26 protein-coding genes and 1 pseudogene are annotated in these 23,517 nt (G+C 46.9%); 12 read left to right on the top strand and 15 right to left on the bottom strand.

What is annotated here, in order from left to right; translation table 11 throughout:
- The 8 genes from B0F88_RS17830 to B0F88_RS17790 all read right to left on the bottom strand — a co-directional run bounded on the left by B0F88_RS17830 (position 1) and on the right by B0F88_RS17790 (position 8,561).
- Positions 1-1,797, bottom strand: coding sequence for a nickel-dependent hydrogenase large subunit (locus B0F88_RS17830; protein ID WP_104425300.1), 1,797 nt, complete (start codon positions 1,795-1,797; stop codon positions 1-3).
- Positions 1,794-2,888 carry a hydrogenase small subunit gene (locus B0F88_RS17825; RefSeq protein WP_104425299.1) on the bottom strand — a complete coding sequence of 365 codons (1,095 nt, stop codon included), beginning with the start codon at positions 2,886-2,888 and terminating at the stop codon, positions 1,794-1,796. The genes B0F88_RS17830 and B0F88_RS17825 overlap by 4 nt, the downstream gene beginning before the upstream one ends.
- 426 nt (positions 2,889-3,314) lie before the next feature.
- A complete protein-coding gene (locus B0F88_RS17820) occupies positions 3,315-3,617 on the bottom strand; it encodes a hypothetical protein (RefSeq protein WP_104425298.1) in 303 nt (100 codons plus the stop codon).
- Positions 3,618-4,334: 717 nt separating this feature from the next.
- Entirely contained in the window at positions 4,335-4,940 is a 606-nt protein-coding gene (locus B0F88_RS17810; RefSeq protein WP_104425297.1) for an alpha-ketoglutarate-dependent dioxygenase AlkB family protein, read from the bottom strand.
- Positions 4,941-5,127: 187 nt separating this feature from the next.
- Positions 5,128-5,523, bottom strand: coding sequence for a bacteriohemerythrin (locus B0F88_RS17805; RefSeq protein WP_104425296.1), 396 nt, complete (start codon positions 5,521-5,523; stop codon positions 5,128-5,130).
- 144 nt (positions 5,524-5,667) lie between these two features.
- Positions 5,668-6,288: a glutathione S-transferase family protein gene (locus tag B0F88_RS17800; protein ID WP_104425295.1), complete on the bottom strand. Its 621-nt coding sequence runs from the start codon at positions 6,286-6,288 to the stop codon at positions 5,668-5,670.
- 32 nt (positions 6,289-6,320) lie between these two features.
- Positions 6,321-6,779 carry an amine oxidase gene (locus B0F88_RS17795; protein WP_104425294.1) on the bottom strand — a complete coding sequence of 153 codons (459 nt, stop codon included), beginning with the start codon at positions 6,777-6,779 and terminating at the stop codon, positions 6,321-6,323.
- 78 nt (positions 6,780-6,857) lie between these two features.
- Positions 6,858-8,561, bottom strand: coding sequence for an AAA family ATPase (locus B0F88_RS17790; RefSeq protein ID WP_104425293.1), 1,704 nt, complete (start codon positions 8,559-8,561; stop codon positions 6,858-6,860).
- Positions 8,562-8,643: 82 nt separating this feature from the next.
- On the opposite strand from B0F88_RS17790, the gene B0F88_RS17785 reads away from it, so the two are divergent.
- From B0F88_RS17785 to B0F88_RS17760, 6 genes are all read left to right on the top strand, one after another.
- Entirely contained in the window at positions 8,644-8,955 is a 312-nt protein-coding gene (locus tag B0F88_RS17785; protein WP_104425292.1) for a hypothetical protein, read from the top strand.
- A gap of 77 nt (positions 8,956-9,032) precedes the next feature.
- Complete coding sequence (locus B0F88_RS17780) at positions 9,033-9,929, top strand: GNAT family N-acetyltransferase (RefSeq protein WP_258076722.1); 897 nt, start codon at positions 9,033-9,035, stop codon at positions 9,927-9,929.
- Positions 9,929-10,777: a lysophospholipid acyltransferase family protein gene (locus tag B0F88_RS17775; protein ID WP_104425291.1), complete on the top strand. Its 849-nt coding sequence runs from the start codon at positions 9,929-9,931 to the stop codon at positions 10,775-10,777. Before B0F88_RS17780 ends, B0F88_RS17775 begins: the two co-directional genes overlap by 1 nt.
- Before the next feature lie 290 nt (positions 10,778-11,067).
- Positions 11,068-11,580: a CDP-diacylglycerol--serine O-phosphatidyltransferase gene (pssA, locus tag B0F88_RS17770; RefSeq protein WP_104425290.1), complete on the top strand. Its 513-nt coding sequence runs from the start codon at positions 11,068-11,070 to the stop codon at positions 11,578-11,580.
- Between the two features lie 109 nt (positions 11,581-11,689).
- Complete coding sequence (locus B0F88_RS17765; RefSeq protein WP_104425289.1) at positions 11,690-12,706, top strand: M14 family zinc carboxypeptidase; 1,017 nt, start codon at positions 11,690-11,692, stop codon at positions 12,704-12,706.
- Positions 12,699-13,535, top strand: coding sequence for an alpha/beta fold hydrolase (locus B0F88_RS17760; RefSeq protein ID WP_104425288.1), 837 nt, complete (start codon positions 12,699-12,701; stop codon positions 13,533-13,535). Before B0F88_RS17765 ends, B0F88_RS17760 begins: the two co-directional genes overlap by 8 nt.
- Positions 13,536-13,913: 378 nt before the next feature.
- Here the strand turns inward: B0F88_RS17760 and B0F88_RS17755 are convergent, their stop codons facing one another.
- Positions 13,914-14,372, bottom strand: a complete 459-nt coding sequence (locus B0F88_RS17755) for a very short patch repair endonuclease (RefSeq protein ID WP_104425287.1) — start codon at positions 14,370-14,372, stop codon at positions 13,914-13,916.
- Between the two features lie 60 nt (positions 14,373-14,432).
- On the opposite strand from B0F88_RS17755, the gene B0F88_RS17750 reads away from it, so the two are divergent.
- Together B0F88_RS17750 and B0F88_RS19965 are read left to right on the top strand one after the other, a co-directional pair.
- Positions 14,433-14,780: a hypothetical protein gene (locus tag B0F88_RS17750; RefSeq protein ID WP_104425286.1), complete on the top strand. Its 348-nt coding sequence runs from the start codon at positions 14,433-14,435 to the stop codon at positions 14,778-14,780.
- Between the two features lie 27 nt (positions 14,781-14,807).
- Positions 14,808-15,002: a DNA cytosine methyltransferase gene (locus tag B0F88_RS19965; protein ID WP_104425310.1), complete on the top strand. Its 195-nt coding sequence runs from the start codon at positions 14,808-14,810 to the stop codon at positions 15,000-15,002.
- Between the two features lie 151 nt (positions 15,003-15,153).
- On the opposite strand, the gene B0F88_RS17740 is transcribed toward B0F88_RS19965, so the two are convergent.
- The 6 genes and pseudogenes from B0F88_RS17740 to B0F88_RS20015 form a co-directional block, all read right to left on the bottom strand.
- A complete protein-coding gene (locus B0F88_RS17740) occupies positions 15,154-16,848 on the bottom strand; it encodes an ATP-dependent helicase (protein ID WP_104425285.1) in 1,695 nt (564 codons plus the stop codon).
- A 4-nt stretch (positions 16,849-16,852) separates the two neighbouring features.
- On the bottom strand, positions 16,853-18,628 hold the full coding sequence (locus B0F88_RS17735) for an ATP-dependent nuclease (protein ID WP_104425284.1): 1,776 nt from the start codon (positions 18,626-18,628) through the stop codon (positions 16,853-16,855).
- Between the two features lie 79 nt (positions 18,629-18,707).
- Complete coding sequence (locus B0F88_RS17730) at positions 18,708-19,487, bottom strand: HNH endonuclease (RefSeq protein WP_104425283.1); 780 nt, start codon at positions 19,485-19,487, stop codon at positions 18,708-18,710.
- A gap of 108 nt (positions 19,488-19,595) precedes the next feature.
- Positions 19,596-20,819 carry an ATP-binding protein gene (locus tag B0F88_RS17725; protein WP_181049950.1) on the bottom strand — a complete coding sequence of 408 codons (1,224 nt, stop codon included), beginning with the start codon at positions 20,817-20,819 and terminating at the stop codon, positions 19,596-19,598.
- Positions 20,820-20,971: 152 nt separating this feature from the next.
- Positions 20,972-21,268 carry a WYL domain-containing protein gene (locus tag B0F88_RS17720; RefSeq protein ID WP_445641282.1) on the bottom strand — a complete coding sequence of 99 codons (297 nt, stop codon included), beginning with the start codon at positions 21,266-21,268 and terminating at the stop codon, positions 20,972-20,974.
- 27 nt (positions 21,269-21,295) lie between these two features.
- Positions 21,296-21,394, bottom strand: a pseudogene (locus tag B0F88_RS20015) (WYL domain-containing protein); the annotation flags it as partial.
- Between the two features lie 206 nt (positions 21,395-21,600).
- Here B0F88_RS20015 and B0F88_RS17715 point away from each other — a divergent pair.
- From B0F88_RS17715 to B0F88_RS17700, 4 genes are read left to right on the top strand one after another with little or no spacing between them, the layout of a single operon-like run.
- The gene (locus B0F88_RS17715) at positions 21,601-22,089 is read left to right on the top strand and encodes a peroxiredoxin family protein (RefSeq protein ID WP_104425280.1); all 489 of its coding nucleotides are present in this window, start codon (positions 21,601-21,603) and stop codon (positions 22,087-22,089) included.
- Between the two features lie 3 nt (positions 22,090-22,092).
- The gene (gene hemJ, locus B0F88_RS17710) at positions 22,093-22,518 is read left to right on the top strand and encodes a protoporphyrinogen oxidase HemJ (protein ID WP_104425279.1); all 426 of its coding nucleotides are present in this window, start codon (positions 22,093-22,095) and stop codon (positions 22,516-22,518) included.
- Between the two features lie 39 nt (positions 22,519-22,557).
- Complete coding sequence (locus B0F88_RS17705) at positions 22,558-22,995, top strand: YeeE/YedE family protein (RefSeq protein ID WP_104425278.1); 438 nt, start codon at positions 22,558-22,560, stop codon at positions 22,993-22,995.
- Positions 22,996-22,997: 2 nt separating this feature from the next.
- Positions 22,998-23,414, top strand: coding sequence for a YeeE/YedE family protein (locus B0F88_RS17700; RefSeq protein ID WP_104425277.1), 417 nt, complete (start codon positions 22,998-23,000; stop codon positions 23,412-23,414).
- The last annotated feature ends 103 nt before the right edge of the window (positions 23,415-23,517 follow it).

Here is a 23,517-nt window from a genome sequence, read left to right as displayed (position 1 = left end):
TCAGCGTACTTTAACTTGGGTTAATTCTGTGCCGTCCGGGCTGATGATATGCGTCGAACAGGCCAGACAAGGATCGAAACTGTGCAGGGTGCGCAGAATTTCGACCGGTTCCTCGGGACGCTCGACCTTGGTATTCATCAATGCGGCCTCGAACGCGCCGATATTGCCTTGCTCGTCGCGCGGCGAACCGTTCCAGGTGGTCGGCACGACGCATTGGTAATTAGCGATTTTGGTATTTTCTATTTTCAGCCAATGACCCAACGCGCCGCGCGGCGCTTCGGTAAAACCAACGCCTTTGACGCTGCTCGGCCAGGTTTCCGGGTCCCATTTGGCGACGTTGGCCGTCGCCAAATCGCCGGATTTGATATTGGCGATCATCTTGTCCATGAAATAGCGCATTTTGCCTGCCGCCCATTGCGCTTCCAGGCCACGCGCGGCCGTCCTGCCCAAGGTCGAGAACAACGCGGTGACCGGAACGTCCAGCGTCTTCAACACAAAATTGATTTGCTCGGTGATTTCCTTGTTGCCTTGCGCGTAACCGATTACATAACGGGCCAACGGGCCGACTTCCATTGCATGGCCGCGCCAGCGCGGAGCCTTGATCCAGGAGTATTTGGCCGCTTCGTCCAACTCCTTGATATGGGTGCGGTCGCCTTTGGTGTTCGGCCCCAGCTTGTAGTTGGGTTCGGTGACGCCGTCCCACGGATGCAGGCCCAGCGATTCGTCCGGGTATTTGTACCAGGAGTGCGGGATGAATTCCTTGATTTGCTCGGGATCGGTCAAATCGACTTCATGGACTTTGGTCAAATCGCCGTTGATGATCGCGCCGCGCGGCATCAGCAAGTTCGACGCCGAATAGTCGTTGGCCTTATCGGGAATGTCGCCGTAGGACAGCAGGCTCTGCCCGGAAATACCGCCGCCGTACATCCAGCCTTTGTAAAACCCGGCGATAGCCAGCAAATCTGGGATGTACACCTGGTCGATAAAGGCGATGGTGCGGTCGATAATCGACGAAACTAAATTGAGCCGCTCCATGTTGATCGCCCCGTTGGCGCCGACGCCGTCGATATTGATCGCGCACGGTACGCCGCCGACCAGCCAGTTCGGATGCGGGTCTTTGCCGCCGAAAACGGTGCGGATTTTCATGATGTCTTTTTGAAAATCCAACGCTTCCAGGTAATGCGTCACCGCCATCAGATCGGCTTCCGGCGGCAGTAAATAAGCCGGATTGGTCCAGTAACCGTTCTTGAACGGCCCCAGCTGCCCGGATTCGACAAATTTCAATAAACGGTTTTGCGTATCGCGAAAATAGCCGGGCGACGATTTGGGATTATGCGGCGAAATCGATTGCTGTAGCGCCGAAGTCGCAACCGGATCGGCTTTCAGCGCATTGACCGGATTGACCCAATCCAGCGCATGCAGATGATAAAAATGCACCAAATGATCTTGCACCTGCAAGCTGAGCTGCATCAGGTTACGGATCGAATTGGCGTTTTCGGGAATCGTAATCTTTAACGCATCCTCGACCGCGCGCACCGAAGTCAAGGCATGGGTGCCGGTGCAGACGCCGCAGATGCGCTGTACGAAAGCCCAGGCGTCGCGCGGGTCGCGGCCTTTCAAAATCACTTCCAGGCCACGCCACATGGTGCCGCTGGAAATCGCGTTGCGGATGATGTTGTCGTCGTCGATATTGACTTCGCAGCGCATGTGGCCTTCGATACGGGTGACCGGATCGACAACGACGCGGCGGCCTGCGTCATTCAGGTTAAAGCCGTTGGGGGTGTTGGTGACTGTCATTGTTGTTCTGCTCCTGTTTGTTTGTCGCCCGATTTTTTGGAACGGTTCAGCGCGGTCAATCCGGCATGCGCGGCGATGCCGACGCCGACGACGGTTGCCGCAGTGCCGCCGACCGTATCGGCGTTGGCTTCAATACCGAAATCGTTAATATCGGTCAGGCGCTGGTAAAAGCCGCCCTTATCCCAGAAACCGTCCTCGGAACAGCCGATACAACCGTGACCGGATTGAATCGGGAACGATACGCCTTCATTCCAGCGCATCGTCGAGCAGGCGTTATACGTGGTAGGTCCCTTGCAGCCCATTTTGTATAAACAATGTCCTTGCCGCGCGGCCTCATCGTCCCAATGTTCGACGAATTGCCCGGCGTCGAAATGCGGACGGCGGTAACATTTATCGTGGATGCGCTGGCTGTAGAACATCTGCGGGCGGCCCTGGCGATCCAGGGTCGGCAGCTTTTCAAAGGTTAAGAGATAAGCGACCACCGCAGTCATCACCTCTGCAATCGGCGGACAACCGGGTACTTTGATGATCGGCTTGTCGGCCAGACCGGGGATTTTATGGGTCGGCGTGGCGCGGGTCGGATTAGGCTTGGCGGCCTGAACGCAACCCCAGGATGCGCAAGAGCCCCAGGAAATAATCGCCTTGCAGCTTTCGGCCGCGTATTTGAGCTGCTCGACGAACGGCTTGCCGCCGATGATGCAGTACATGCCGTCTTCGCCCAGCGGCGCGTTGCCCTCTACGGCCAGAATGTAATTGCCTTTGTATTTTTCGACTATTTCATCGACGATGGCTTCGGCGTTGTGGCCCGCCGCAGCCATGATGGTGTCGTCGTAATCCAGCGACAGCATCGACAGGATTACATCCTTGGCTAAAGGATGGCCGGAGCGGATGAACGATTCCGAGCAACAGGTGCATTCCAGCCCATGCAGCCACAACACCGGGATGCGCGGCTTGGTCTCCATCGCATGAGCGATTTTGGGGGCGAAAGCGGGGGAAAGCCCTAACGAGGCAGCGGTCAGGCTGCAAAACTTCAGAAAACTGCGGCGGGTGATGCCTTGCCTGCGCATGACATCGTAAAAGGTTTCATTCATTCAGGAACTCCTGGCGTTATTGGCTGCTTGAAGAATGCACTTCTTCAGCGCCGCGTTTCCAATGCAGAGTATTTAACGACTTGAAACCGACCAGGGCAGCACGATAGACCGTTTTTCCGGCGGGTACAAAGTCGCTTGGAAGCGCTTATTGTTATTATGCTTAAATGCTAACGCAGCGATCGGCGCTGTTCTCCAGCCGACGCTGCTCCGCATAGCTGGAGCAACATCTATGCCGGATTAGCGTCGACCAAGAAACCTTTATAATTGTGGGAGAAATAATGAAAAAGAGGGGTGGGTAAAAATCAACTTATGTTCGTTATGCGACAAATACAACAAAATCAGCAGGCTGTTGCGTGAAAGCTTACATTAAACCGAATACCGGTATCGCCATCATTACCGCTTTATCCTGCTGATTCGCAGCCGTTGTTATGAATCCGGCATTGCCGCCAGACGATTCTCCAGTTCGGCGTTTACCAACGCATCGTAATGGCGCTGCAAGATAGAGTCGGTAGGACGCGGGAACAGAGCGGATTCGATTTCATTTTGCAGATGCATAAGAAAATTCTGCTGAAGTGTTGAATCCTCAGAGACTCCCAGTCCTGAATTCGAACCAAAATCACCGGTAGCGTCGAATTGTTGGGGAGATTTTGCAGGAAACAGCATCGACGGTAAAAAAGCGCATGCTGCAATTAAAAACATGAAAAGGAACAACAGAGTGGCTTCGAACATACTAATACCTCGCTATTAATGAAAAAATGACGAGTACACACAATAAATAGATGCGGTAACTCCAATTTTCTAAAAAGCAATTAAAATGCCAGACTACTCATATCGTTAAGCTGTTGAATATTATCGTTAACTGATAATCTCAACAGACAGCGCTTGGTTCTTTTTGGAACAATTTATCTGTAATCCATCAATACCGCCCCAGACCTATGCACGTTTTAAACTCAATGCAGAATTAAAAACGTCACTGCCATGAAGTTCCCTCCCTCTCCTGCTGGATGCCTACGTGGATGTAGGTAGTAGAGCAATACCGGAGCCATTGCCGAGAGAAGGGACTATCCATCCTTAACTGAATGGCAGTGGCTCCGAAACCTGCAAACGATACAAAATTATCTAACTGATGTTACGCACGGCTGGTATTTCTCCCGTTTGCCGCGCCGAGCATCGGAGCTTTTATCGAGAACAGCCCGTTAGGGGCGCGGCAGGGAGGCCGCGCGTCAGCAGAGGGGCAGGAGCCCCTTCTGCTGACCCTCGATAAAAGCGAGGAGCGCAGGAAATAAGCGGCAACCGGGTCGCCTTTTCTTTGGTTACTTTCTTTTGGCGAAGCAAAAGAAAGTAACTCGCCTTCGGGTGCGAGAACCCGATTCAATTAACTGTCGCGCTAGCGACACCTTAATGTTAACACGGTCGAAATTCGACTAACTGTGTAACATCAGTTATCTAATCTAAAAAACAGCTGCCCGCAGGGATAACTTTACGAAAAGTTAAATTGACTCGTCCTTCCGTTACATTTTGATCGATGGGAACGCTATGCAGCCAATGGTGCTGAAAATTCGGCCTCATAATCAATAAAGCGCCGCTGCGCAATGATACCCGCCCCTGCTCCGAAGACTTTTTATGCCTGAACGCAAATTGCCGTTCCGCGCCGAATGTCAACGAGGCGATAAAAGGTTGCTCGCCCAGCTCCGGTTCATTATCCGCATGCCAACCGACATAATCGTCGCCGTTTCGATACAAGTTAACCAATACCGAATTAAAGAAGATATTTAAGTACGATTCGACTTGAACTCTAATATCGGACAGCAAAGGCGTCCATGCTCGGGTTTGCAGCAGGTTGTTGCTGTAACTGTAGCGAATTCCCGGATCGGCGTGCCAGGTCTGTAATCGGGGCAGGATAAATTGCCGTCCGGCGACAACATATCGGTTATCGGGCCACTGATGTTCGTGCAACAGACACCGATAGATGCGTTCGCATTCGACGGCATCATAAAAGTTATTAATGACCTCAAGCTCGGGCCAGGGAGTGCTGTTTCTTGAACATGTCATTTATTTTTACCATGAAGACCATGAAGGACTTGAAGAGATTACGGTAGAGACTTCATGCGTGATAGTGAGACGCTTCATAGAGATCAAAAGCTGTGCTTCGCGGATTCTCTTCATGATCTTCATGATCTTCATGATCTTCATGGTAATAAAAACATTACACTGTACCCGCAGCAAGGTCGTATCAATCTTACGCTTCGGTCTGCTTGTTGATGTGCGCCGCCAGCGCGCTGTCCATCGTCGCCACATGCAGTCCGAACCATTGCGGGAGACGGTCTTTGACAAACGAACGGCCGAATGCAATCAATCCTTTATCAACCCGCGATTTGAATTGCTTGAATTCTCCGAGCACACGCTGATGTTCGCCTTTGTGTTCAGTCTCTCCCGAATAAGAAAATTGCTTCATCAACTCGTTCTCCCGTTCAAAATGCCGTTCGCTCTGCTCGTACAATTGCTGGAACAGGGCCGGAAAATTCGCATTGTCGGCTGCATCCAGCTTGTTTAACAGACCGATAAATTCATCATGATCGTTATCAATCAGGTCATAGCCTACGATAAGAGCCCCGGTTTTTTCGATCAATGTCATTTTATGTTCACCTCATTTGTTATTGGAAAACGGGTTCAATAGGGGCCGTTAATTCTAAAAACCGCAGTTGGCGGGTGTGAGGGCCGTTCGTACTGAACCTGTCGAAGCATGAATGGCCCGGAACGCCAGACTGCGGTTTTCAGGCTAATCCAACCGATAGCCTTCTTCCATCAAGACTCGCCTTACCACCGGACGCTCAAGCATCAAGTCATAGTGTTTTTGGCAATTTTCCGGCAGCACGATGCCGGTTTTGTAGGCCCAAAATTCGACATAAAACAAAGCGGCATCGGCGATAGTGAAGGCGTCCATGACATAGCCTTGAGGCGACAGAACATCGTTAATGACGGCAAAACCGCGCTTAACGATGTCCATGCCTTGGATTCTCACGGCTTCAAAATCGGCTTCGTTGAATGCAAACCGATCGGTCGTAAAAATCCGGGTAAAACCCTGACCGTGAACAGTGCCGACGACATAATCCATCAGCTCAATGACGCGCGCGTCGCCGTCCGGGTCGCCGGGCAACAGTTTGGCTTTGGGGTAGCTTCGCGCCAGCCAATAGGCGATTGCTTGAAACTCGGTTAGTGCTGTGCCGTCGTTACGCACCAGCGTCGGGATCGTGGCTTTGGGGTTCAACGCAAGATATTCCGGCTTGTTTTGGTCCCCGGTCATTAGATTGACCAGATGCGCTTCGAAAACCAGTTCCAGTTCTTCCATTAAAATATGGATGCCTGTCGAGCAGGAGCCGGGCGTTAAATACAATTTCATTCAATTTTTCCTGTGTAATTCAAAAGACAGCTTTATCCGCATTCCAGAAAATGCCCATTAACATTCAAGGCGAAGTTCCACCAAAGCCCGGCGATTTCGTGTTTCACCTCGTTAACGTAAGCTTTGTCCGGTTTATGTTCATCCGGGAAATTGGACAAGGCGCAGGAGGTGCGATGCGTATCGACAACGAACACTAAAAAATCGTCGACGAATCCGTCGAAAGCCGTCAGCGCTTGCCGGGTTAATTCCGATAAGCCTCGATTGACCGGCGTCGCGGCGCTGTCGAATGGCAGGGTTTTCAAGTGGGCGAGCGCCTCGTCATAAGCTTGCGCCAAAACCGCCGACACATTGCGTTGAAAACAGCCGTCCCATTGTTGCCTGGACAAATCCTGAGCAAGCAGCTGTTGGTATTGTGCTTTTAACGCCGGTTTGCAGTCGTCTATATACCGGCAAAATTGAGCGATGCTGTCGGCGTTTGGGTTGATGGTCATAAACTTGCCCTTCTATCTTGATCAATAGTTCCCACGCTCCGGCTCGGGAATTCTGTCTGCAACACTACAGCGCTCCCGTCAATCTTGATCCACACCCGCCAATTCCAGCCCCCGAAACACCGAACAACGCTTGAACACTTCCAAACTCGGCTCCAACTGCTTTTGCAGGCAAAACTTCGCGACCAGTTTGGTCAAGCCCTTGATGTCGCGGCCGGTAGCGGTTGGGAACAATTCGGCCAGCTGCTCTATCAACGCCTGATCCAGCGGCAACGCAAACTGCTCGGTCATCACTCCCCAGATTTTGCGGCGGTCGGCGCTGTTCGGGGCATGGTATTTGATCATCGCGATGCAGCGGGAAATAATCGCCTCGTCGATGTCGTCGACGCGGTTGGTGGTTAAAAACAGCAGGCCGTTGAAATATTCCAGCACCCGCAAAAACACGCCGACCACGGCGTTGGAGGCCAGATTGTCGCTGCGGCGCTTGATGTAGACGTCGGCCTCGTCGATCAGCATGACCGCGCCCCAGCGCTGAGCGCGGATCAGCGTTTCTTTCAGCACTTTTTCCATTTCCGCGACATTCAGGCCTAATTGCCCGGAATGCACCCGGTACAGCGGACGCTTGATGATTTCCGAATAAACTTCGGCGGTCAGGGTTTTGCCGACCCCGGCAGGCCCCGCGCACAGCACCGTGGTGCCGCCTGATTTGCCGGCGACGATGTCGTCCATCAGCATGTCCATTTCGGCGGTCAGGATGTCGATCAGGTCGGTCTGCTCCGGCGGCAAAATCAACTTTTGTTTCAACTCCGGCTGGTATTGGTAAGGGGCCATATCGTCGACATGCACCCAGACATGATGATGCAGTTCCAGGTGAAACATCAGGATGTAGCCGTGGATCGGCAACTCGGTGAATACGCCTTTGGGAATGTCGGCTTTCGAGGCTTCCATCGCGCTTTCGGTTTTGCTGTCGTAACGCATGCTGTTACCGGCCTTGCGCAGGTATTTGCCGAGGATGTCGCCGGATGCTTCCAATGATAAAGCCCGCTCGCTGAGGATGTTTTCGTCGTTAACCAAACGGCAGGCGCCGCCCGCGGACGACAGCACCACGGTGTTCTTGCGCGTCCAGTCGCTGCTGCGGTGGCTGGAGCTAGGATCTTCGACATAAACCGCCGTACCCCAGCCGGAAAACTGCTCGCCGTAGCGACCGCGCCAGTCGAAATAACGCTCGGCGGCTTCGTCGTAAACGGCGATCAGCTCCGGCGTTTCCTTAAGATAGCCTTTCGCGGCAAAGATCTCAGGAATGGTTTGTCCGGCGATGTCCTTGGCGCGGATGACCAACGTCTCAATCGCGATCTTGCCTTTGGCATTGGCTTTCAGCTCGATCAGGATGCGGCCCGCCTCTTCCTCGCCGGGCGGCGTGTAATCGAGCCGGGTAATCAAATAGGCGCAGGTCCGGCCCTTGGCGTCGGCCTGGAATAGCCAGCCGCGTTCGGCGTCGTCTATCAGGTAGCGGGTGATGCTCGGCAGCACTTTCTCCAGTTGTTCGGCCTCGTAACGCTCGCCGCCGTCATGCAGCGCGGTTTGCAGGGTCGCCAGCAGCGCCGCTTGGCTTTTTGCGCCCGAGGATTGATACAGGTCGTGTAAAAAACCCCATTCATCCGCGGCCAGTTGCCGGTAAAACACTTCGGCCCGGTTGCCGAATCGCAGTTGTTCTTTCAGGGCCGTTTGATGCGGGAAAGCTTCGATCAGGCTTTCGACATAACGGCGTTCGATTTGCAGTTTCATAGGAGCTCCTGCCCGGTTGTAATGGCTGCGTAGAGAATGCCGGCGTTTTGGCGACCGGATCTGTCAAGAAAAAGTTTCATCGTTGTTTGCCGGTGTAAATAACACTGCCAAGCAAAAACAGCGCCATGTACTGCATGTTGATTTACCGGGAAGCGGGACCGGTCAAGATGTCGAAAAGCCTACAATCGGCGCGCTTAAGGCGGTTTTGCGACAGCGCGGCCTTGCTGCCGTTGTAGGGGAACGGGCCATACCCGCGATGAAGGAACAGCAAGCCTGTAATCGTTGGCCAAATGCCGCGGGCGCGGCCCGCTCCTACCGTATCATTGTGCTTAATTTCATGCCCCTCAACTGCATAAGCAAATTGTCATCAAAACTTAACCGTTTTGTCATTTGATGTTCATCGATTCGACGCGAAACTGACATCTTTATTCACTAATGTACCCGCATCTTTATTTAACCATGTGGATACCCATGAACAACATAGATGCGACAATACAGATCAAACCCGCCAAACGGTTGGAATGTTTTATTATCGCCGGGGATGGTGTGTATGCCGTAAGCCAGCCGGGAGCCGGCGCGGCGGCAGACGCCGAGACGCTGATCAAAGAAGCCCAAGCCTTGCGTTTCCGCGTGTTTGCCAAAGAAATGGGCGCCAAGCTCAAAACCGAATCGGAAGGCCTGGATTATGATGAGGTCGATAGTTATTGCGACCATTTGATTGTCTACGACAACCTCAATAAAAAGATAGTCGGCTACACGCGCCTGCTTAACCAAGACCAAGCCGAAAAATTAGGCCGGTTTTATTCGCAAAGCGAATTCGATCTGGATCAGGTGTTAACGTTGCCCGGCCGTTTCCTGGAAATAGGCCGGACTTGCGTCGATCCCGATTATCGCGGCAGCGCGGTTTTAACCACGCTTTGGTCGGCGCTGGTGCAATACGCGCTCGAAGGGCGGTTTAATTACTTGCTCGGTTGCGCGAGCATTACGCCGGGCCCCAGCGGCTTTGCGGTGGATGCGGTTTACCGGAATATCGACGCAAAAAATATCGCCCCCTCCTCTATTCAAGTCACTCCCAGCATCGCCGTACCCCATGAATTAAGATGCGAACGGGACGAATCGGGCATTCCTCCGTTGCTGAAAGCTTATTTCCGTTTCGGCGCCGTGGTCTGCGGCGAACCTTGCTGGGATGAAGATTTTAACTGCATGGATTTATTCATGCTTTTACCGCTGGACCAATTGCAAGAACGCTACAGCAAACACTACATGCGCGGCTATGCCGAAAGCAGGCCGGGAACTGACGCGGCGATCGCCAGGGCCGGCTTGCATGCCGCCGACCCGTCGGGAGCAGAGCACGGCGCAGGCTGCTAATGAAAGCGAAAATACGGCTGTACTATAAACTTTTCCAGATCCTGATCCTGTTTATCAATGGACTGTTTCTAGCGGCGGGCGTTTTTCCCGTGCTTGGTTTTATCTATTCGGCGCGCGCCGCCAACCTCAAAAAGGATGCGATCAAAGCCCGCTGGCTGCAAAGGTTCAGCGCCATCGTCAACCTGCATATAAGCAAAGAGGGCGAGCTGCCGGAACGGCGCGCCATCCTGGTCAGCAATCACATCTCCTGGCTGGACATCATCGTTATCGGCCAATACTTACCGGCCTGTTTTGTCGCCAAGAGCGATATTTCAGGCTGGCCTGTGATCGGCTATCTGGCCAAACAAGGCGGCACTATTTTTATCCGCCGCGGCGATAAACAGCATATTCGAAGCACCGCCGAAAAGATGGCCTGGCTGTTAAAGCAAAACAGCAACATTATCGCCTTTCCTGAAGGCACCACGACTAAGGGCGATGAGGTGCTGAACTTTCACTCCTCCCTATTTCAGCCTGCGCTATTAACCCGGTCCGCCATTCAGCCCGTAGCCCTTCAATATCAAGGCTCAGCCAAACAACACGCGCCTTTTGTCGGCGATGACGGCTTCGTGCCGCATTTAATCAAGATGCTGACCCTGGATAAAATCGAGGTGCGGCTTAGCTTTCTTCCTATCATCAACAGCTCGGGAAAAAGCCGCCATGCCGTCAGCATTGAAACCAGGGACCTGATTTGGGAAAAAATTTCCGAAAGTTCGCCGGCGGATAATTCAGACCGGGAGGGTTTTGGAGTTATCCAAGGAAGCATCTTCCTAAAAAAATCAGTTGGAACAAGTGAAATCCGTTCGTGCTGAGCCTTTCGGCTACGCTCAGGAGAGCCTTGTCGAATGGGGTGAGCGGATTTCACGCTCCCCCCATTAGGGAAGCGCTGATTTAGTCCTTCGACAGGCTCAGGACGAACGGTAACGTATTAATTCCGTTCGTCCTGAGCCTGTCGAACCATGAACGGAAGTATTTTGTTCAGCGCTTCCTTAGGCGAGCATTCCAAACCCCGTTCGCCCTGAGCCCGGTCGAAGAATGAGCGGGGTTTGGAATGCTCAACTGGTTTTTCCAGGATCATCTAACGCCAACCACAGGCTACGCCATGAAAATTCTAAGTCTGATGAAAACTGCCGATATTTTTACCGTCGGAAACCTGTGCTGCGGCATCCTCTCGATTTTGCTGGCTATTGACGGCTTTTTTGATTTAAGCGCATTGCTGCTGTTTTTGGCGGTGGTGTTCGATGTGCTGGACGGAAAAATAGCCGGCCTACTGCATCAAAAGAATCTTTTCGGCAAACAAATCGACTCCATGTCCGACCTGGTATCCTTTGGCGTTGCCCCCGCCTTGTTGTTTTATTCGCTGAGCTCCCCCGGCGTTTTAGGAATCGCAGTCGCGTTGTTTTTTGTCGCCTGCGGCATGCTTAGGCTTGCTCGCTATAATATTTCCGAAAACGCGGGTTTCGAAGGCGTGCCTATTTCCGTGAACGGCGTTTTGTTCCCCGCGCTTTTCCTGCTTGTCGGCAGCTTCCCTCAAAGCCTGAATTATTGGCCGCTCGTCTTTTTAATTCAGGGTTTCCTGATGATTTCTACGTTTAAAGTAGCGCGGATATTCTGATCGCCCGTCATTGAAAATCTGCATGAAAAAGGAATTATTATCGCAACCTGTTTTTCCGGGAATGGGGTTATATTTGTTTTTTCGTAGACTATAACTGCTGATTCGGATTATGACTGGCATTAAATTCCCTGAACTCGAACAACTTGAACGCATTATTGAGCAATTAGGAGACCGCGCCCAAACCGAGGTCATAGAACGGATTCAATACCAAAACCTCGAATTCCCGATTCACTGCATCACACTGGGTTCAACCCAGCCCGATGTGCCTGTATTGGCCTTTTTCGGCGGCGTGCATGGCCTGGAGAAAATCGGTTCCGAAGTGATCCTGTCTTATATGGAAACCATCATCCAGTTGCTGGATTGGGATCAGGAATTCCTCGCCCGGCTAAAAAAATCCCGGCTGGTTTTTGTACCCATCGTCAACCCGGTCGGCGTTTATCTGGGTACGCGTTCTAACGGCAACGGCGTCGATTTGATGCGCAATTCGCCCGTAGAAGGCATAGGCTCAACGCGCCTTTACAGCGGCCACCGCATCACGCCACGCCTGCCCTGGTACCGCGGCGACGAATCCAAAATGGAAAAGGAAGCGCAAGCCTTATGCCGCGTCGTCGATCAACACCTGTTCAACTCGTCGTTATCCATTGCGCTGGATTTGCACTCGGGTTTCGGCATTCAGGACCGGTTATGGTTTCCGTATGCCTCGCGCAAAACCCCGTTCGCCTTTCTTGCCGAAACCCTGGCTTTGAAAGAACTGTTCGACCGTTGCTACCAACACCATATCTACAGGATTGAACCGACCTGCCTGGAATACGTCATTAACGGCGACCTGTGGGATTACCTGTTCGATGATTTTGTCCGGCGGTTTGAGGCCGAACGCTTATTCCTGCCGCTGACGCTGGAAATGGGTTCATGGCTTTGGCTGCGCAAAAGCCCGATGCACCTGTTCTCGCGGCATGGCTTGTTTCACCCGCTGTTGCCTCACCGCCAGCAACGGATTTTCCGGCGGCATTTTATGCTGTTTGATTTCTTGCACCGCAGCCTGTTGTATCCCGAGAAATGGACCGGACTTAAACCGCGGCAAAAAGCGGCCTATGAAAAAAAGGCATTGGGTCTTTGGTATGAATAAAACGATTGGGAACAACTGGATTCTGCTGAGAGGCCTGGCGCGCGAGTCGGCGCACTGGGGCGATTTCATCCCACTTTTACAATCGGCGTTTCCAGACGCTCAAATAACGCTGATCGATTTACCCGGCACCGGTTGTTTTTATCGGGAGCCCAGCCCATGCACGATCAAGGCGATCACCGACAGCACTCGCCGTCATGCCTTGGAGCGGGGTTTCATACAACAACCGGCAACGATACTGGCGCTTTCGCTGGGCGCGATGGTCGCCTGGGAGTGGATGAGAAGCTATCCCGAAGATATTTGCGGCGCAACCCTGATGAACACCAGCTTTGCCGATTTAAGCCCCTTTTATCAGCGGCTGCGCTGGCAAAGTTATAAGGACTTTGCCGCGCTGGTTATGACCCGCGACATCTATAAACGGGAATCGGGAATTTTGCAGTTGGTCAGTAATCGCCGACATATCGCCAGGGATGGTGTGTATGCCGCAAGCCAGCCGGGAACTGGCGCGGCGCAGGATCAACGGGTAAGCCGAGCCTGGGCAAAAATACACAATGAGCGCCCCATCAGCCTTAACAACAGCTTCCGCCAGATCATAGCGGCTGCAAGCTATCGGCCCGGCGAGATAAAACCCAAACAGCCGGTTTTATTATTAAACGGGCAAGGCGACCGTTTGGTCGCTCCGGCCTGCTCCGAGGCGATACACAAAAAATGGAACCTGGAGCTGCGCCGCCACCCTTGGGCAGGCCACGACCTGACGCTGGATGACGGAACATGGGTGGTGGAACGGCTGCAAGACTGGGTGGCTCAAAACAACTCAGGATACGGTCATTAATAACTTCCCGATATGGACCAGGTAAAATTTTCCGTTCGCCCTAAGCTTATCGAAGGGTCAGCACGAACGGCTTGCCGATAGAAGACAGTAATTTCAGGAAGTTATTTTTAACCCAATCCTAATATTGGAAACAGGACACTTTTGACGACTTGTAAGTGAATATTTTCTAAGCGTTGAATGCTCTTTTATCCACCACGAACAACTTGTGCATAGCACAAAGCCATGCATACAGCCTGTCCTGCAATTGCTCAATCTGCTAACAAACCCATTCCTCGAACGGGCGAGCAAACAGACGCTTGCCCATCCTACCCGGATAATCTTCCATTAGAAATACAATACTCCTTCAGACTCATTATGCATTGAAAGAGACTCTTAATTTTATTTGAACTTCCCCTGAATATTGCAATTAGCTCTTTCGTAAACAATCCAATGCACGATTCCATCAAAAACAGCTTTAATAGGTAATTTTGTTTTTCCTTTAAGAGCGCACTCCCAGATAACTAAAGTTTTCCAGCCGGAATCAGAGTATTGCTTAAGATTTTCTTGGTCGCGCTTTTTATTTGAAAGTATTTTTGCTTCCCAGAACTCTTTCCTCGTAGAGGGCCATTTGAAAAGATGACAGTTATGTGCGTGCCAGAAACAACCATTTATCAAAATTATTGCTCTGTACTTGGGCAGTACAATATCGGGCTTACCCGGTAGCTTAAGGCTGTATAATCTGTATCTGAATCCAAGAGCATGAAGACCTTTACGAATAAGAATTTCCGGCTTTGTATTTTTTCCGCCTATTCCTGACATCATTCTGGAACGAGTTACTTTATCTACAATATCTGCCATTCTGTTAAAACCTGGTATGATGCTATACCTAGAAAATAATAAATCTGAAAAATTAATAATATGGAGAATTATATACCTGTCATTGACCTGTTTGCCGGGCCCGGAGGACTTGCTGAAGGAACATCGACTTTTGTCGTACCAGATGGAAGGAAACCATTTGATATAACTCTTTCCGTTGAAAAGGAAATCAGCGCATGGAGAACCCTAAGACTACGTGCTTTCACACGTCAATTTAAAGACGGACTTCCGCCGGAATACTATGGATACATTGCTGGCAAATTGGGTAATAGTCCTGAAGATGAGTTGTTCAAAATATATCCGACACAGGCCGACAAAGCTAATAAAGAAGCACTGCAATTTACGCTGGGCGATGATTGCAACCTGGATTTAGACGTTCTAATTAAATAAAGACTTAAAAAATCAAATAACTGGGTACTGATAGGTGGCCCTCCATGCCAGGCTTACTCACTTGTTGGCAGAGCCAGAAACAAGGGCAACAGTGAATACAGAGCAGAAGATGATCATCGGCATTTTCTATACAAGGAATATCTAAGAATTATCAAAAATTTCCAGCCAGCCGTTTTCGTCATGGAAAATGTAAAAGGAATACTTTCATCCAGTATTAACTGATAATCTTATTTTTTACCATATATTGCCTGAAAAATTGATTAATTTGGTATTGTGACAAAAATATGCCAAGTACGATAAATCATGAAATCCAAGGATATATGAACAGTGATCTTGCGCTATATTTTTGTTTTGTTATATGCGTGAATGCGCGTTACAAGTTAAACTTACTTTCCCATGCAGCTTTGTTAGTATCGTCTGGAACAGCAAGAACTAATATTTTTCGTGGTCTTGTCATTCCAACATAAGCTATTCTTAATTCTTCACTGTCAGTAATAGAAATATTATTTTTTAATATTGTCTTATATGCTTGCCCTACTCCTTTTGATTTTAAAATTAAAAGTGTTGCATCAAAAGTTTCACCTTTCGCACTATGTACAGTCCCAAGTCTATAATTAAATGGTGATGTCTTATCATATTCATTTAAAAATAATTGTTGAAATGTGAGTCTTTTTCCTGCATTTTCGATTTGAAGCTTCTTTTCAATATTCTCAGCTACAAAATTCGCATTTACTTGTGTTACCCAATCACCGATTGCTATATTAGTTTCTGGAAGAAGATTAATAAAATCAAAAACAGCAGTTCTGAAATTAATGAACCCCATTTTCTTTATTATATTTTCAATATCTTCTTCCCGACAATGAGAAAGATTATTGAAAATTTTTACAATAGCTTTTTCTATGAGTTTAAAGCCGTTTTTAAATTGTCCTCTATCATATAAATATTTCCCTTTTGCAAAATCTTTCGTATAACTACTGTGCTGAGACCAAACTTTTGTATTAAATGGAATTTCTGTAACTCCTGTAATTTCATTAATTAAACCTTTACTTCTGTAAAGAATTGAAATATTTTGTTCATTCTCTTCAATTCCATTAGCAACACATTCTTGCACAAATAAATTAACTATTTCACGTAAATTCGCTGTTGTGTATGTAATCACTTTTGGCCGAAAATGAAATTCCTTTATTTCTTCATTAACAGAAATAGATGGTTCTGATAATGAAGAAATTTTGTGTGTATAGTTGCAAATATTCTGTGAGCTTCTTCTATTCTCATTCAAAATGATTGAATTCGGCCAAGCATTAAATTTTTCGATTAATAAATCAGGTCTGGCATCATTCCATTCAAATATTGCTTGGTCTGGATCTCCAACTAACATTATTTCATTAAGTCCGTTTGCAATTAACAAATCGATAATCTTCATTTGAATTTCAGATGTATCTTGAGCTTCATCTATTATTATAATTGGAAACCTCAATGCTATTGATTTAGCTATTTGTGGGTATTTCTCAAGAATTTTTATTGCAAAATAATTTGCATCAGATTGATTAGCATAGCCACATTTAATTAATCTGTTTTTAGAACTAATAATTTGGGAGTTAGAATTCCAATTATTTGGCATTAATCTTGGATTTAAAGCATATATTTCCCCATCAATATTAAAAGTTAGATTATCGAAAAAACTATCGCTAAAAAACCTCCCTGTCCAAATTCCATGAGGTTCTCCTACCAATACTGGTCTGTTTTTACATTTAAGTACTAAGTGCCCATAAGCCAAAAAGATATACTTATTAATAAAGCTATCTATTGTTCCTAAAAAATGGGGGTAACTAATATTGTAATTAGTATTAAAAACTTCTTTATACTTTTTCTCAATCTCCTGCCAAGCTACATTTGTAAAAGATAAACAAGCTATGCCTTGATAATTTTTATCCCAACTGTTTATTAGTCTTGAAAGTCTGGCACTTACACAATAAGTTTTGCCGCTTCCCGGACAAGCCCTAACGACAAATTTGCCTGATTTTTCAAATACAATTTCATGTTGTTTTTCTGTTAAAGTATCGTACATTGGCTTATTTATTTAAAACAAACTTGATAGCGTTTTGTATGTATTCAGGTATTGTAAAATTTTCACTAGCTGTTGCATCAGTTGAAAGCTTTAATGCTAATCTATGAGCCAATTCAGATTTTGCTTTATTGGATTTGACTTTTTCTAAAAAGCTTTTTGCGTAAACTTTAATATTGGTATCTTGCTGAATTTTTTGGGCTGCTTTAGGGTACATCTCTTCAAATATATTAAGTAAAATATCTTTATTATTTCCGGCTATAAATAACTCAAACTCGAAAGTAACCTCTCCAAGAGCAACTTTTAAATTATGTTTTTCTAAATCCTTAGCCATTGCGGCTCTTGATGAAATTTCATCTGTTGCAGAATTTCTATCATCATCTGTAATAATACAGCATTTTGTTATTAATATTTTCGTTTCGTCATCATTGTTAAATAAGTTACCAAAATGCTCAAATGCAATGCCATTAATATTTACTAATTCAATACCTGCTTTTTCAATATCATATTTATCACCCATTATTTTGCTGAATATTGGCATCAATAATGCCTCGGAAATACCTTCAACTAAAATAACACCATTAGCAAAAAATAATTGAGATTTTGTAACATCCAAAAATTTATGTAGATATTTTCTATTAAGGTCAGTAAGCCCTGACTGGAGTATTGAAAGAGAATGTATTTTATTGTTTTTGTTTTGCAAAACGATAACAGATTTTAAATCTGCCTTTGCCGTTATTGTTGGAGAATGTGATGTAATGAATATTTGAAATCCAAGTTCAGTATCCAACTTATTAAGATAATTAAAAAACAAGTTTTGCAACTGCGGATGCAAGTGAGCTTCGGGTTCTTCAATCAAAAGAGCAATGTATGTTTCTTTTTCAAATTCCTTTCTTTGTTTCAAATCCCCTAAAACTGTTGCTGTATATATCAAATTATTATACCCAAGGCCATTCTGGTATAAATCGAAATACTTTTGTTTTGTTGTATCTCCTTCTAATAAAGCATCAGTATAAACAGGAATTTGCATTTTAAGATTATCTACAAGCTTATTAAAATCATAAGGCAAAAAATCAACATCAATAGGGTGATGTTTTTCAGTGAAATTAGTTTCTTTTAAATGCTCATTAATTTTTGTTTTCCCATTTTTAATATGTGCAATCCAGTCTGCATCTGCATCAACGGATGTTTTTATCCTGCTAGCAATTCCTTTCTTTTTTTCTTTATCTATTTCCTTGTCAGTGTCGGTTTGAATATTGGAATAAAGTTGTCCTAATCTATTACCCCTAATTGGTCTTAAATGCTGTTCAGCATCTCGCAAAGCGTCTAAATGAACATGATATAATAAAGATAGAACTTCTGGAGTAACCATTTGCCCTTCATTTGATCCACCCCAAACTTTATATTTAACACGTCTAAGATTATTTTTTTCATCTATGAAATATTTAAAATGAAGTTGAATATCCTGTGTACCATCTTCGTTGGTATTCAACATATCATTGAACCATGCTGTTTCAATAATATCTTCAATTTTAAAATATAAATGAAACTCTATATTATTAAGTGTGTCTGTGATTACAGACTTATCAATATGAAAATCACTTAAGGAAATATAAATATCTCTTTTTTGGTTTCCATAACCTAAACATAGTCTAAGTGAATCGAATATTGCAGTCTTGCCAGAATTGTTTTCGCCAATTAACACATTCAAACCTTTATTGAAGTTTAAAGTTAGCTCGTTAATCGACCTAAAGTTTTTTATAATTAGTTTTTCTAAATACATGGGGTAATTATTTAATGTAAAATTTTTTATATGAAAAAGGTTTTTAAAACCTTTTGATAATTAAATCAATTGAATTTTTCTATGCTTTAAAAACATATTGCCGATGGTAGTCAAGAAACTCTCTATGAGGATGGAATTTTTCTGGTAATGCTATCAGCTTGCCGTTATAGGACAATAATGCCGATTTGAAAAAATGATCTGCATTTGCTGCATATTCCCGGGAAACACTAATCGTCATATCCTCCGCGATAGTGATGATGCCAGTATCAAACGCTTTGTCATGTAGCATCGACAAGCAAAGACCATTTTTAGGATTGAGTCGATTTGCCGCATCAATCCGCCAAGGTACGATGTGGCTCGCTACCAACAGTTTGGGTATAGCCAGTCCTGTAACGCAGCACCGAAAGTTATAGGCGCTAAGTACCGAACGCCGGAAAAAATCTTGACCAACACGAGTCGTTGTCTGAACTGTTTTGTTACTCCCAGTGTAATCGATAATCTCATCCGGTATGGAAGTGTCGCTGATGGTGGCTTCGAATTTTGTAGTCGTTCCAAAAGTACTGGCCGCCTGCTGAGACTTGATGGCGAACTGCTCCCAATCGGCCTGCATTTCTTCCCACATAATTTTATCCGCTGCTGATGCACCTTGTAGTCCCTTTCGACCTGTTGAAGTTATTGCTGGGTCAAGGCTGGCGATATTTGTCAATTTCATCGCCAGTGCTGATGGCGTTCTGCCAATCAATTCAGCATATTGAATGATCTCCGGGTTACGGGAGTGCATTTTTCCGAATGGCATTTGGCAATATAGATTGAATGCCACTAACAGTTGTTGATGAGTCCACCCAGTTCTAGCAGCCATTTACTTCCTTAAGAAAATATTGTCATGGTGAATCTATCCGGAAGAAGGGAAAAACATTCAATGTCAAAAACTGGCTTTTCCAATTCTTCGGGTTTCTTGGCTACGTCACTATAAAATAGTTCGGCTGGAAAGCAAACTTTCCAGCATTAGAAGCACATCCTTTAACTGTTCCCGCTGTGCTGATTGTAATTGTTCTTCAAGCTGCGTTATCAGAGGATGAGTTTTGTTAATTCCATAAACTATTTTTCCTGCAGTGGCAGTTCTATTCCATGCTGGTACTTTTACCGAATCTCTCAGGCGTTTACCTTTCTGCTTATAAACCTGCTTTCCCTGATCCTGTATATCATGAATTATCTGTTTAAGCTGTTTTCTGATGCTTTCAGGAGGAGAGGCGTTAGCTTTTTTAACATCAATTTTCCACAAATGATCCAGTGTGTTGGGTATATCAATTCGGACACGAAGTAATTTAGTCAGCTCTTCTTTGGGTATCAACCGAAACCAGGTACTTTTGATAATCAGGCGACGGTTGCGATAAACATAAAATCCCTGATTCTGAAGATAACCTGCATCACCCGCATATTTTTCATACTCTTCTCGAGATACCTTGTTGTAATGAGGTAATACATAGGGCTGTATGGTTATCTTTTCATTATGCAGATAAATTTTTTGCTCGGGAAGTTCTCTGGTTGCAAGGTTCGAAGGATTAAAAGGGTTGAATGCCTCAAGAAAATCACCATTAATCGAAATACGCAGACTTTTCTTTCCTCGCGAAAAAGAAAGAAAACGATGAAATGTTAATTCGATATGTTTCCTTGCCTCATTAATCAGGCTATTCAATTTTTTCTCACCCATCCCGGATTCATCAAAATTGTCCAGCCGATCCAGTTTTTGCCACAGAACGATCGTGCCGCTTTCCCTGGACATAAAATCATCAATGATTGAATCGATTTCAGTGATACCCTTAATCTCTTCATCACTCAGGATATGCAAGTTCCAACCACTATCGGGCTTTTCTGTAATGGTATCCAGATCCCATTTTCTGGCTGATGTTTGCTGTTGTTTTCGTGTGATAACCGTCAGTTGCCTGCATTGGGAAAATGACGCAGTTTTTAAACCTAGGCCAAATCGCCCCAAGTCTTCCTCAGGACGTGTATTCAAAGGATTACTGCTGCCCAACCTCATGGCGCTGGTTACTTCATCAGACGACATTCCTGAGCCATCATCAATAATAGCTAACCAGGGTTCTCCCGTATTCCACGCAAAGCGAAGATGTATTGAAGATGCTCCAGAGGTAATGCTGTTATCCATGATGTCAGCAATTGCTGTTTCCATGGAATAACCGATTTCCCTGAGTGATTCTATAAGAGAGATGGGTGATGGCTGTATATTCAAGTATTCAGGCATGTTACAAATTTAAAAAAATATACAACGAATGAGGAGTTTTTTATATCCATCTTATCTTGTCATTGTTGCATGAATCAATATCACACTTCCACTTCTGCGCCGTGCTTGAGGATGTCCATGATCAATTTGCGACTGTCGTTGAACGGGATGCTCAGCTGGTAGTTGCCCAGCCATTGTCCTTGCTGGTTGGGATGCCAGTTTTCATCGGCGACCCATTTGGCTCGGGCTTTGGTAAATCCCAGGACGACGGTCTGTTCCGCATCGCCGCTGAAGATGCCGTAGGACGAAGTGAGGAATTGTTCCAGCTGTTTTGGATCGATCGACAAGGCAATTTGATCTAGTATTTTTGCTGAGCCGATGTTGTCTACGGTGAACACCCGCAGTTGATCCCGGTGGTGGCAGTAGGCCGCCAGATACCAGTTGTCGCGATAGTAAATGAGTTGTTGCGGCGAGACGGTTCTTTCGGTTTGCGCGGCGTAAGCGCCTCTGGCGGTGTAGTGGATGTCGATTCGTTTACCGTTAACAGTGCGGCGGCCATTTTTTTGAACTGGGCGTCGTCCTTTAAGCGCCGACCGATGGAGAGGATTTTTATTTTCTGCGAAATATCGGCCAGGCTGTGCGGTTGCAGTTTGCTTATCTGCTGGCTGAGAGTTGTTATAGTTTTTTAAATTAGGTATGTTGTCCGATTTTACAATGACATTATTAATCCATGAAAATTAAAAACCGGGCATTCGCTTTATTACTGTTAATGCTTGTTTTAATAGGCTGCAACAAAACCATCACATCAGCGCCTAACGTTACGTTTACCACCATCACTGGTGAAAAAATCGCGCTAACCGATTTGCGCGGCAAGCCGGTTATTGTCACATTTTGGGCGACTGACTGCCCCTCTTGCATCAAAGAAATTCCCGACTTAATCGATCTTTATGCCCAGTATCATGCCTCGGGTCTTGAGATGATTGCCGTTGCGATGTATTACGACCCGCCGAATCACGTCGTCGATATGACTAAGACTAAGCAACTGCCCTACAATGTGGCGCTGGATTTAAATTCGGAACACGCCCAGGCTTTCGGCGGCGTGATGTTTACGCCCAGCACCTTTTTAATTGCCCCGGACGGTTCGGTTGTTAAAAAAGAAATCGGCCTTTTCGACTTGGCGAAAATGAAAACAAATATCGAATCACTACTTAAAGGCTAGTCCATGCTCTGGTTAAAAGCACTACACCTGATTTTTATGGTCACTTGGTTTGCCGGCCTGTTTTACCTGCCGCGCCTGTATGTTTATCACGCAATGAGCGATGACGAGATCAGCAATGAACGGTTTAAGGTCATGGAACGCAAGCTGTTCTTCGGCATTATGACGCCGGGCATGATAGCGACCTTGATATTCGGCATTTGGATGCTGGTTGCTTACGACTGGGCTGTTTATGCCAATGCCGGTTGGCTGCACGCAAAACTGGCGCTGCTGGCGCTGACGCTGGTTTACCACTATTTTTGCGGCGTGTGGCTGTTCGATTTCAAACATGACCGCAACCGGCGCAGCCATATTTTTTATCGCTGGATGAATGAAGTGCCGGTTTTGTTTCTGGTCGGTATTATCATTCTGGCGGTTGTTAAGCCTTTTTGACGTCACGAATGATTTAGTACCCATATTTTAGAGAAAAAAATGAATTTATCTGACTTTACCCACAACCCCTATATTGCCGGCCTATCCGGCGGCTTATTGATCGGCATTGCCGCCGCACTGTTTGTGTTATTGAATGGCCGGATTGCCGGCATCAGCGGGATTTTGGGCGGCCTGCTTCAGGCCGACAAAGGAGACAAGCTCTGGCGCGTGATGTTCCTGCTCGGCATGGCCGCTGCACCTTACGTTTATCAAATAGCCACCGATCTGCCCGCTGCGACTATCGAAGCCGGAACCGTGCAATTGATCATTGCCGGTCTAATGGTCGGCCTGGGCACCAGTTATGCGTCAGGCTGCACCAGCGGCCACGGCGTCTGCGGCATTTCCCGCGGATCGATGCGCTCCATTGTCGCAACGCTGACTTTCATGATGGCCGGTTTTATCACCGTCTATCTGACTCGCCATTTGATAGGGCTATAACCATGTTGAATCTTAATGCTTTTCTCGTCGGCCTGTTGTTTGGTTTAGGCCTGATCATCTCCGGCATGACCGATCCATCGAAAGTCATAGGTTTTCTGGATTTGGCCGGGGCTTGGGACCCGTCTCTCGCATTCGTCATGGGCGGCGCAGTGCTGATCGGCGCTGCTGCCTTTACTGTCGCTAAAAAACGCAAGCGCAGCTTGTTGGGAGCACCTATGCAGCTGTCCTCTGTAACAGGGCTGGATAAAGGTTTGCTGATAGGCAGTCTGGTTTTTGGCATCGGCTGGGGACTTTCAGGTTTTTGCCCCGGCCCGGCTGTGGTAAGCGCGGCCGCAGGACAACCCAAGGCATTGATATTTGTTGCGTCGATGCTGGCAGGAATGGTTTTGTACAGCATAATTGAGCGGCGCGGGGAGTGATGTAAGGCTAAAGGCTAAAGGCTAAAGGCTAAAGGCTAAAGGCTAAAGGCTAAAGGCTAAAGGCTAAAGGCTAAAGGCTAAAGGCTAAAGGCTAAAGGCTAAA

Source organism: Methylobacter tundripaludum, assembly GCF_002934365.1.
Classification (GTDB): Bacteria; Pseudomonadota; Gammaproteobacteria; order Methylococcales; family Methylomonadaceae; genus Methylobacter_A; species Methylobacter_A tundripaludum_A.
This window is presented reverse-complemented; position numbering and strand designations above follow the sequence as displayed.

Bases quoted from the DNA above. Each gene is read 5' to 3' on its own strand.
- B0F88_RS17830 (WP_104425300.1), bottom strand. From the start codon at position 1,797: ATGACAGTCACCAACACCCCCAACGGCTTTAACCTGAATGACGCAGGC.
- B0F88_RS17825 (WP_104425299.1), bottom strand. From the start codon at position 2,888: ATGAATGAAACCTTTTACGATGTCATGCGCAGGCAAGGCATCACCCGC.
- B0F88_RS17820 (WP_104425298.1), bottom strand. From the start codon at position 3,617: ATGTTCGAAGCCACTCTGTTGTTCCTTTTCATGTTTTTAATTGCAGCA.
- B0F88_RS17810 (WP_104425297.1), bottom strand. From the start codon at position 4,940: ATGACATGTTCAAGAAACAGCACTCCCTGGCCCGAGCTTGAGGTCATT.
- B0F88_RS17805 (WP_104425296.1), bottom strand. From the start codon at position 5,523: ATGACATTGATCGAAAAAACCGGGGCTCTTATCGTAGGCTATGACCTG.
- B0F88_RS17800 (WP_104425295.1), bottom strand. From the start codon at position 6,288: ATGAAATTGTATTTAACGCCCGGCTCCTGCTCGACAGGCATCCATATT.
- B0F88_RS17795 (WP_104425294.1), bottom strand. From the start codon at position 6,779: ATGACCATCAACCCAAACGCCGACAGCATCGCTCAATTTTGCCGGTAT.
- B0F88_RS17790 (WP_104425293.1), bottom strand. From the start codon at position 8,561: ATGAAACTGCAAATCGAACGCCGTTATGTCGAAAGCCTGATCGAAGCT.
- B0F88_RS17780 (WP_258076722.1), top strand. From the start codon at position 9,033: ATGAACAACATAGATGCGACAATACAGATCAAACCCGCCAAACGGTTG.
- B0F88_RS17775 (WP_104425291.1), top strand. From the start codon at position 9,929: ATGAAAGCGAAAATACGGCTGTACTATAAACTTTTCCAGATCCTGATC.
- pssA (WP_104425290.1), top strand. From the start codon at position 11,068: ATGAAAATTCTAAGTCTGATGAAAACTGCCGATATTTTTACCGTCGGA.
- B0F88_RS17765 (WP_104425289.1), top strand. From the start codon at position 11,690: ATGACTGGCATTAAATTCCCTGAACTCGAACAACTTGAACGCATTATT.
- B0F88_RS17760 (WP_104425288.1), top strand. From the start codon at position 12,699: ATGAATAAAACGATTGGGAACAACTGGATTCTGCTGAGAGGCCTGGCG.
- B0F88_RS17755 (WP_104425287.1), bottom strand. From the start codon at position 14,372: ATGGCAGATATTGTAGATAAAGTAACTCGTTCCAGAATGATGTCAGGA.
- B0F88_RS17750 (WP_104425286.1), top strand. From the start codon at position 14,433: ATGGAGAATTATATACCTGTCATTGACCTGTTTGCCGGGCCCGGAGGA.
- B0F88_RS17740 (WP_104425285.1), bottom strand. From the start codon at position 16,848: ATGTACGATACTTTAACAGAAAAACAACATGAAATTGTATTTGAAAAA.
- B0F88_RS17735 (WP_104425284.1), bottom strand. From the start codon at position 18,628: ATGTATTTAGAAAAACTAATTATAAAAAACTTTAGGTCGATTAACGAG.
- B0F88_RS17730 (WP_104425283.1), bottom strand. From the start codon at position 19,487: ATGGCTGCTAGAACTGGGTGGACTCATCAACAACTGTTAGTGGCATTC.
- B0F88_RS17725 (WP_181049950.1), bottom strand. From the start codon at position 20,819: ATGGAAACAGCAATTGCTGACATCATGGATAACAGCATTACCTCTGGA.
- B0F88_RS17715 (WP_104425280.1), top strand. From the start codon at position 21,601: ATGAAAATTAAAAACCGGGCATTCGCTTTATTACTGTTAATGCTTGTT.
- hemJ (WP_104425279.1), top strand. From the start codon at position 22,093: ATGCTCTGGTTAAAAGCACTACACCTGATTTTTATGGTCACTTGGTTT.
- B0F88_RS17705 (WP_104425278.1), top strand. From the start codon at position 22,558: ATGAATTTATCTGACTTTACCCACAACCCCTATATTGCCGGCCTATCC.
- B0F88_RS17700 (WP_104425277.1), top strand. From the start codon at position 22,998: ATGTTGAATCTTAATGCTTTTCTCGTCGGCCTGTTGTTTGGTTTAGGC.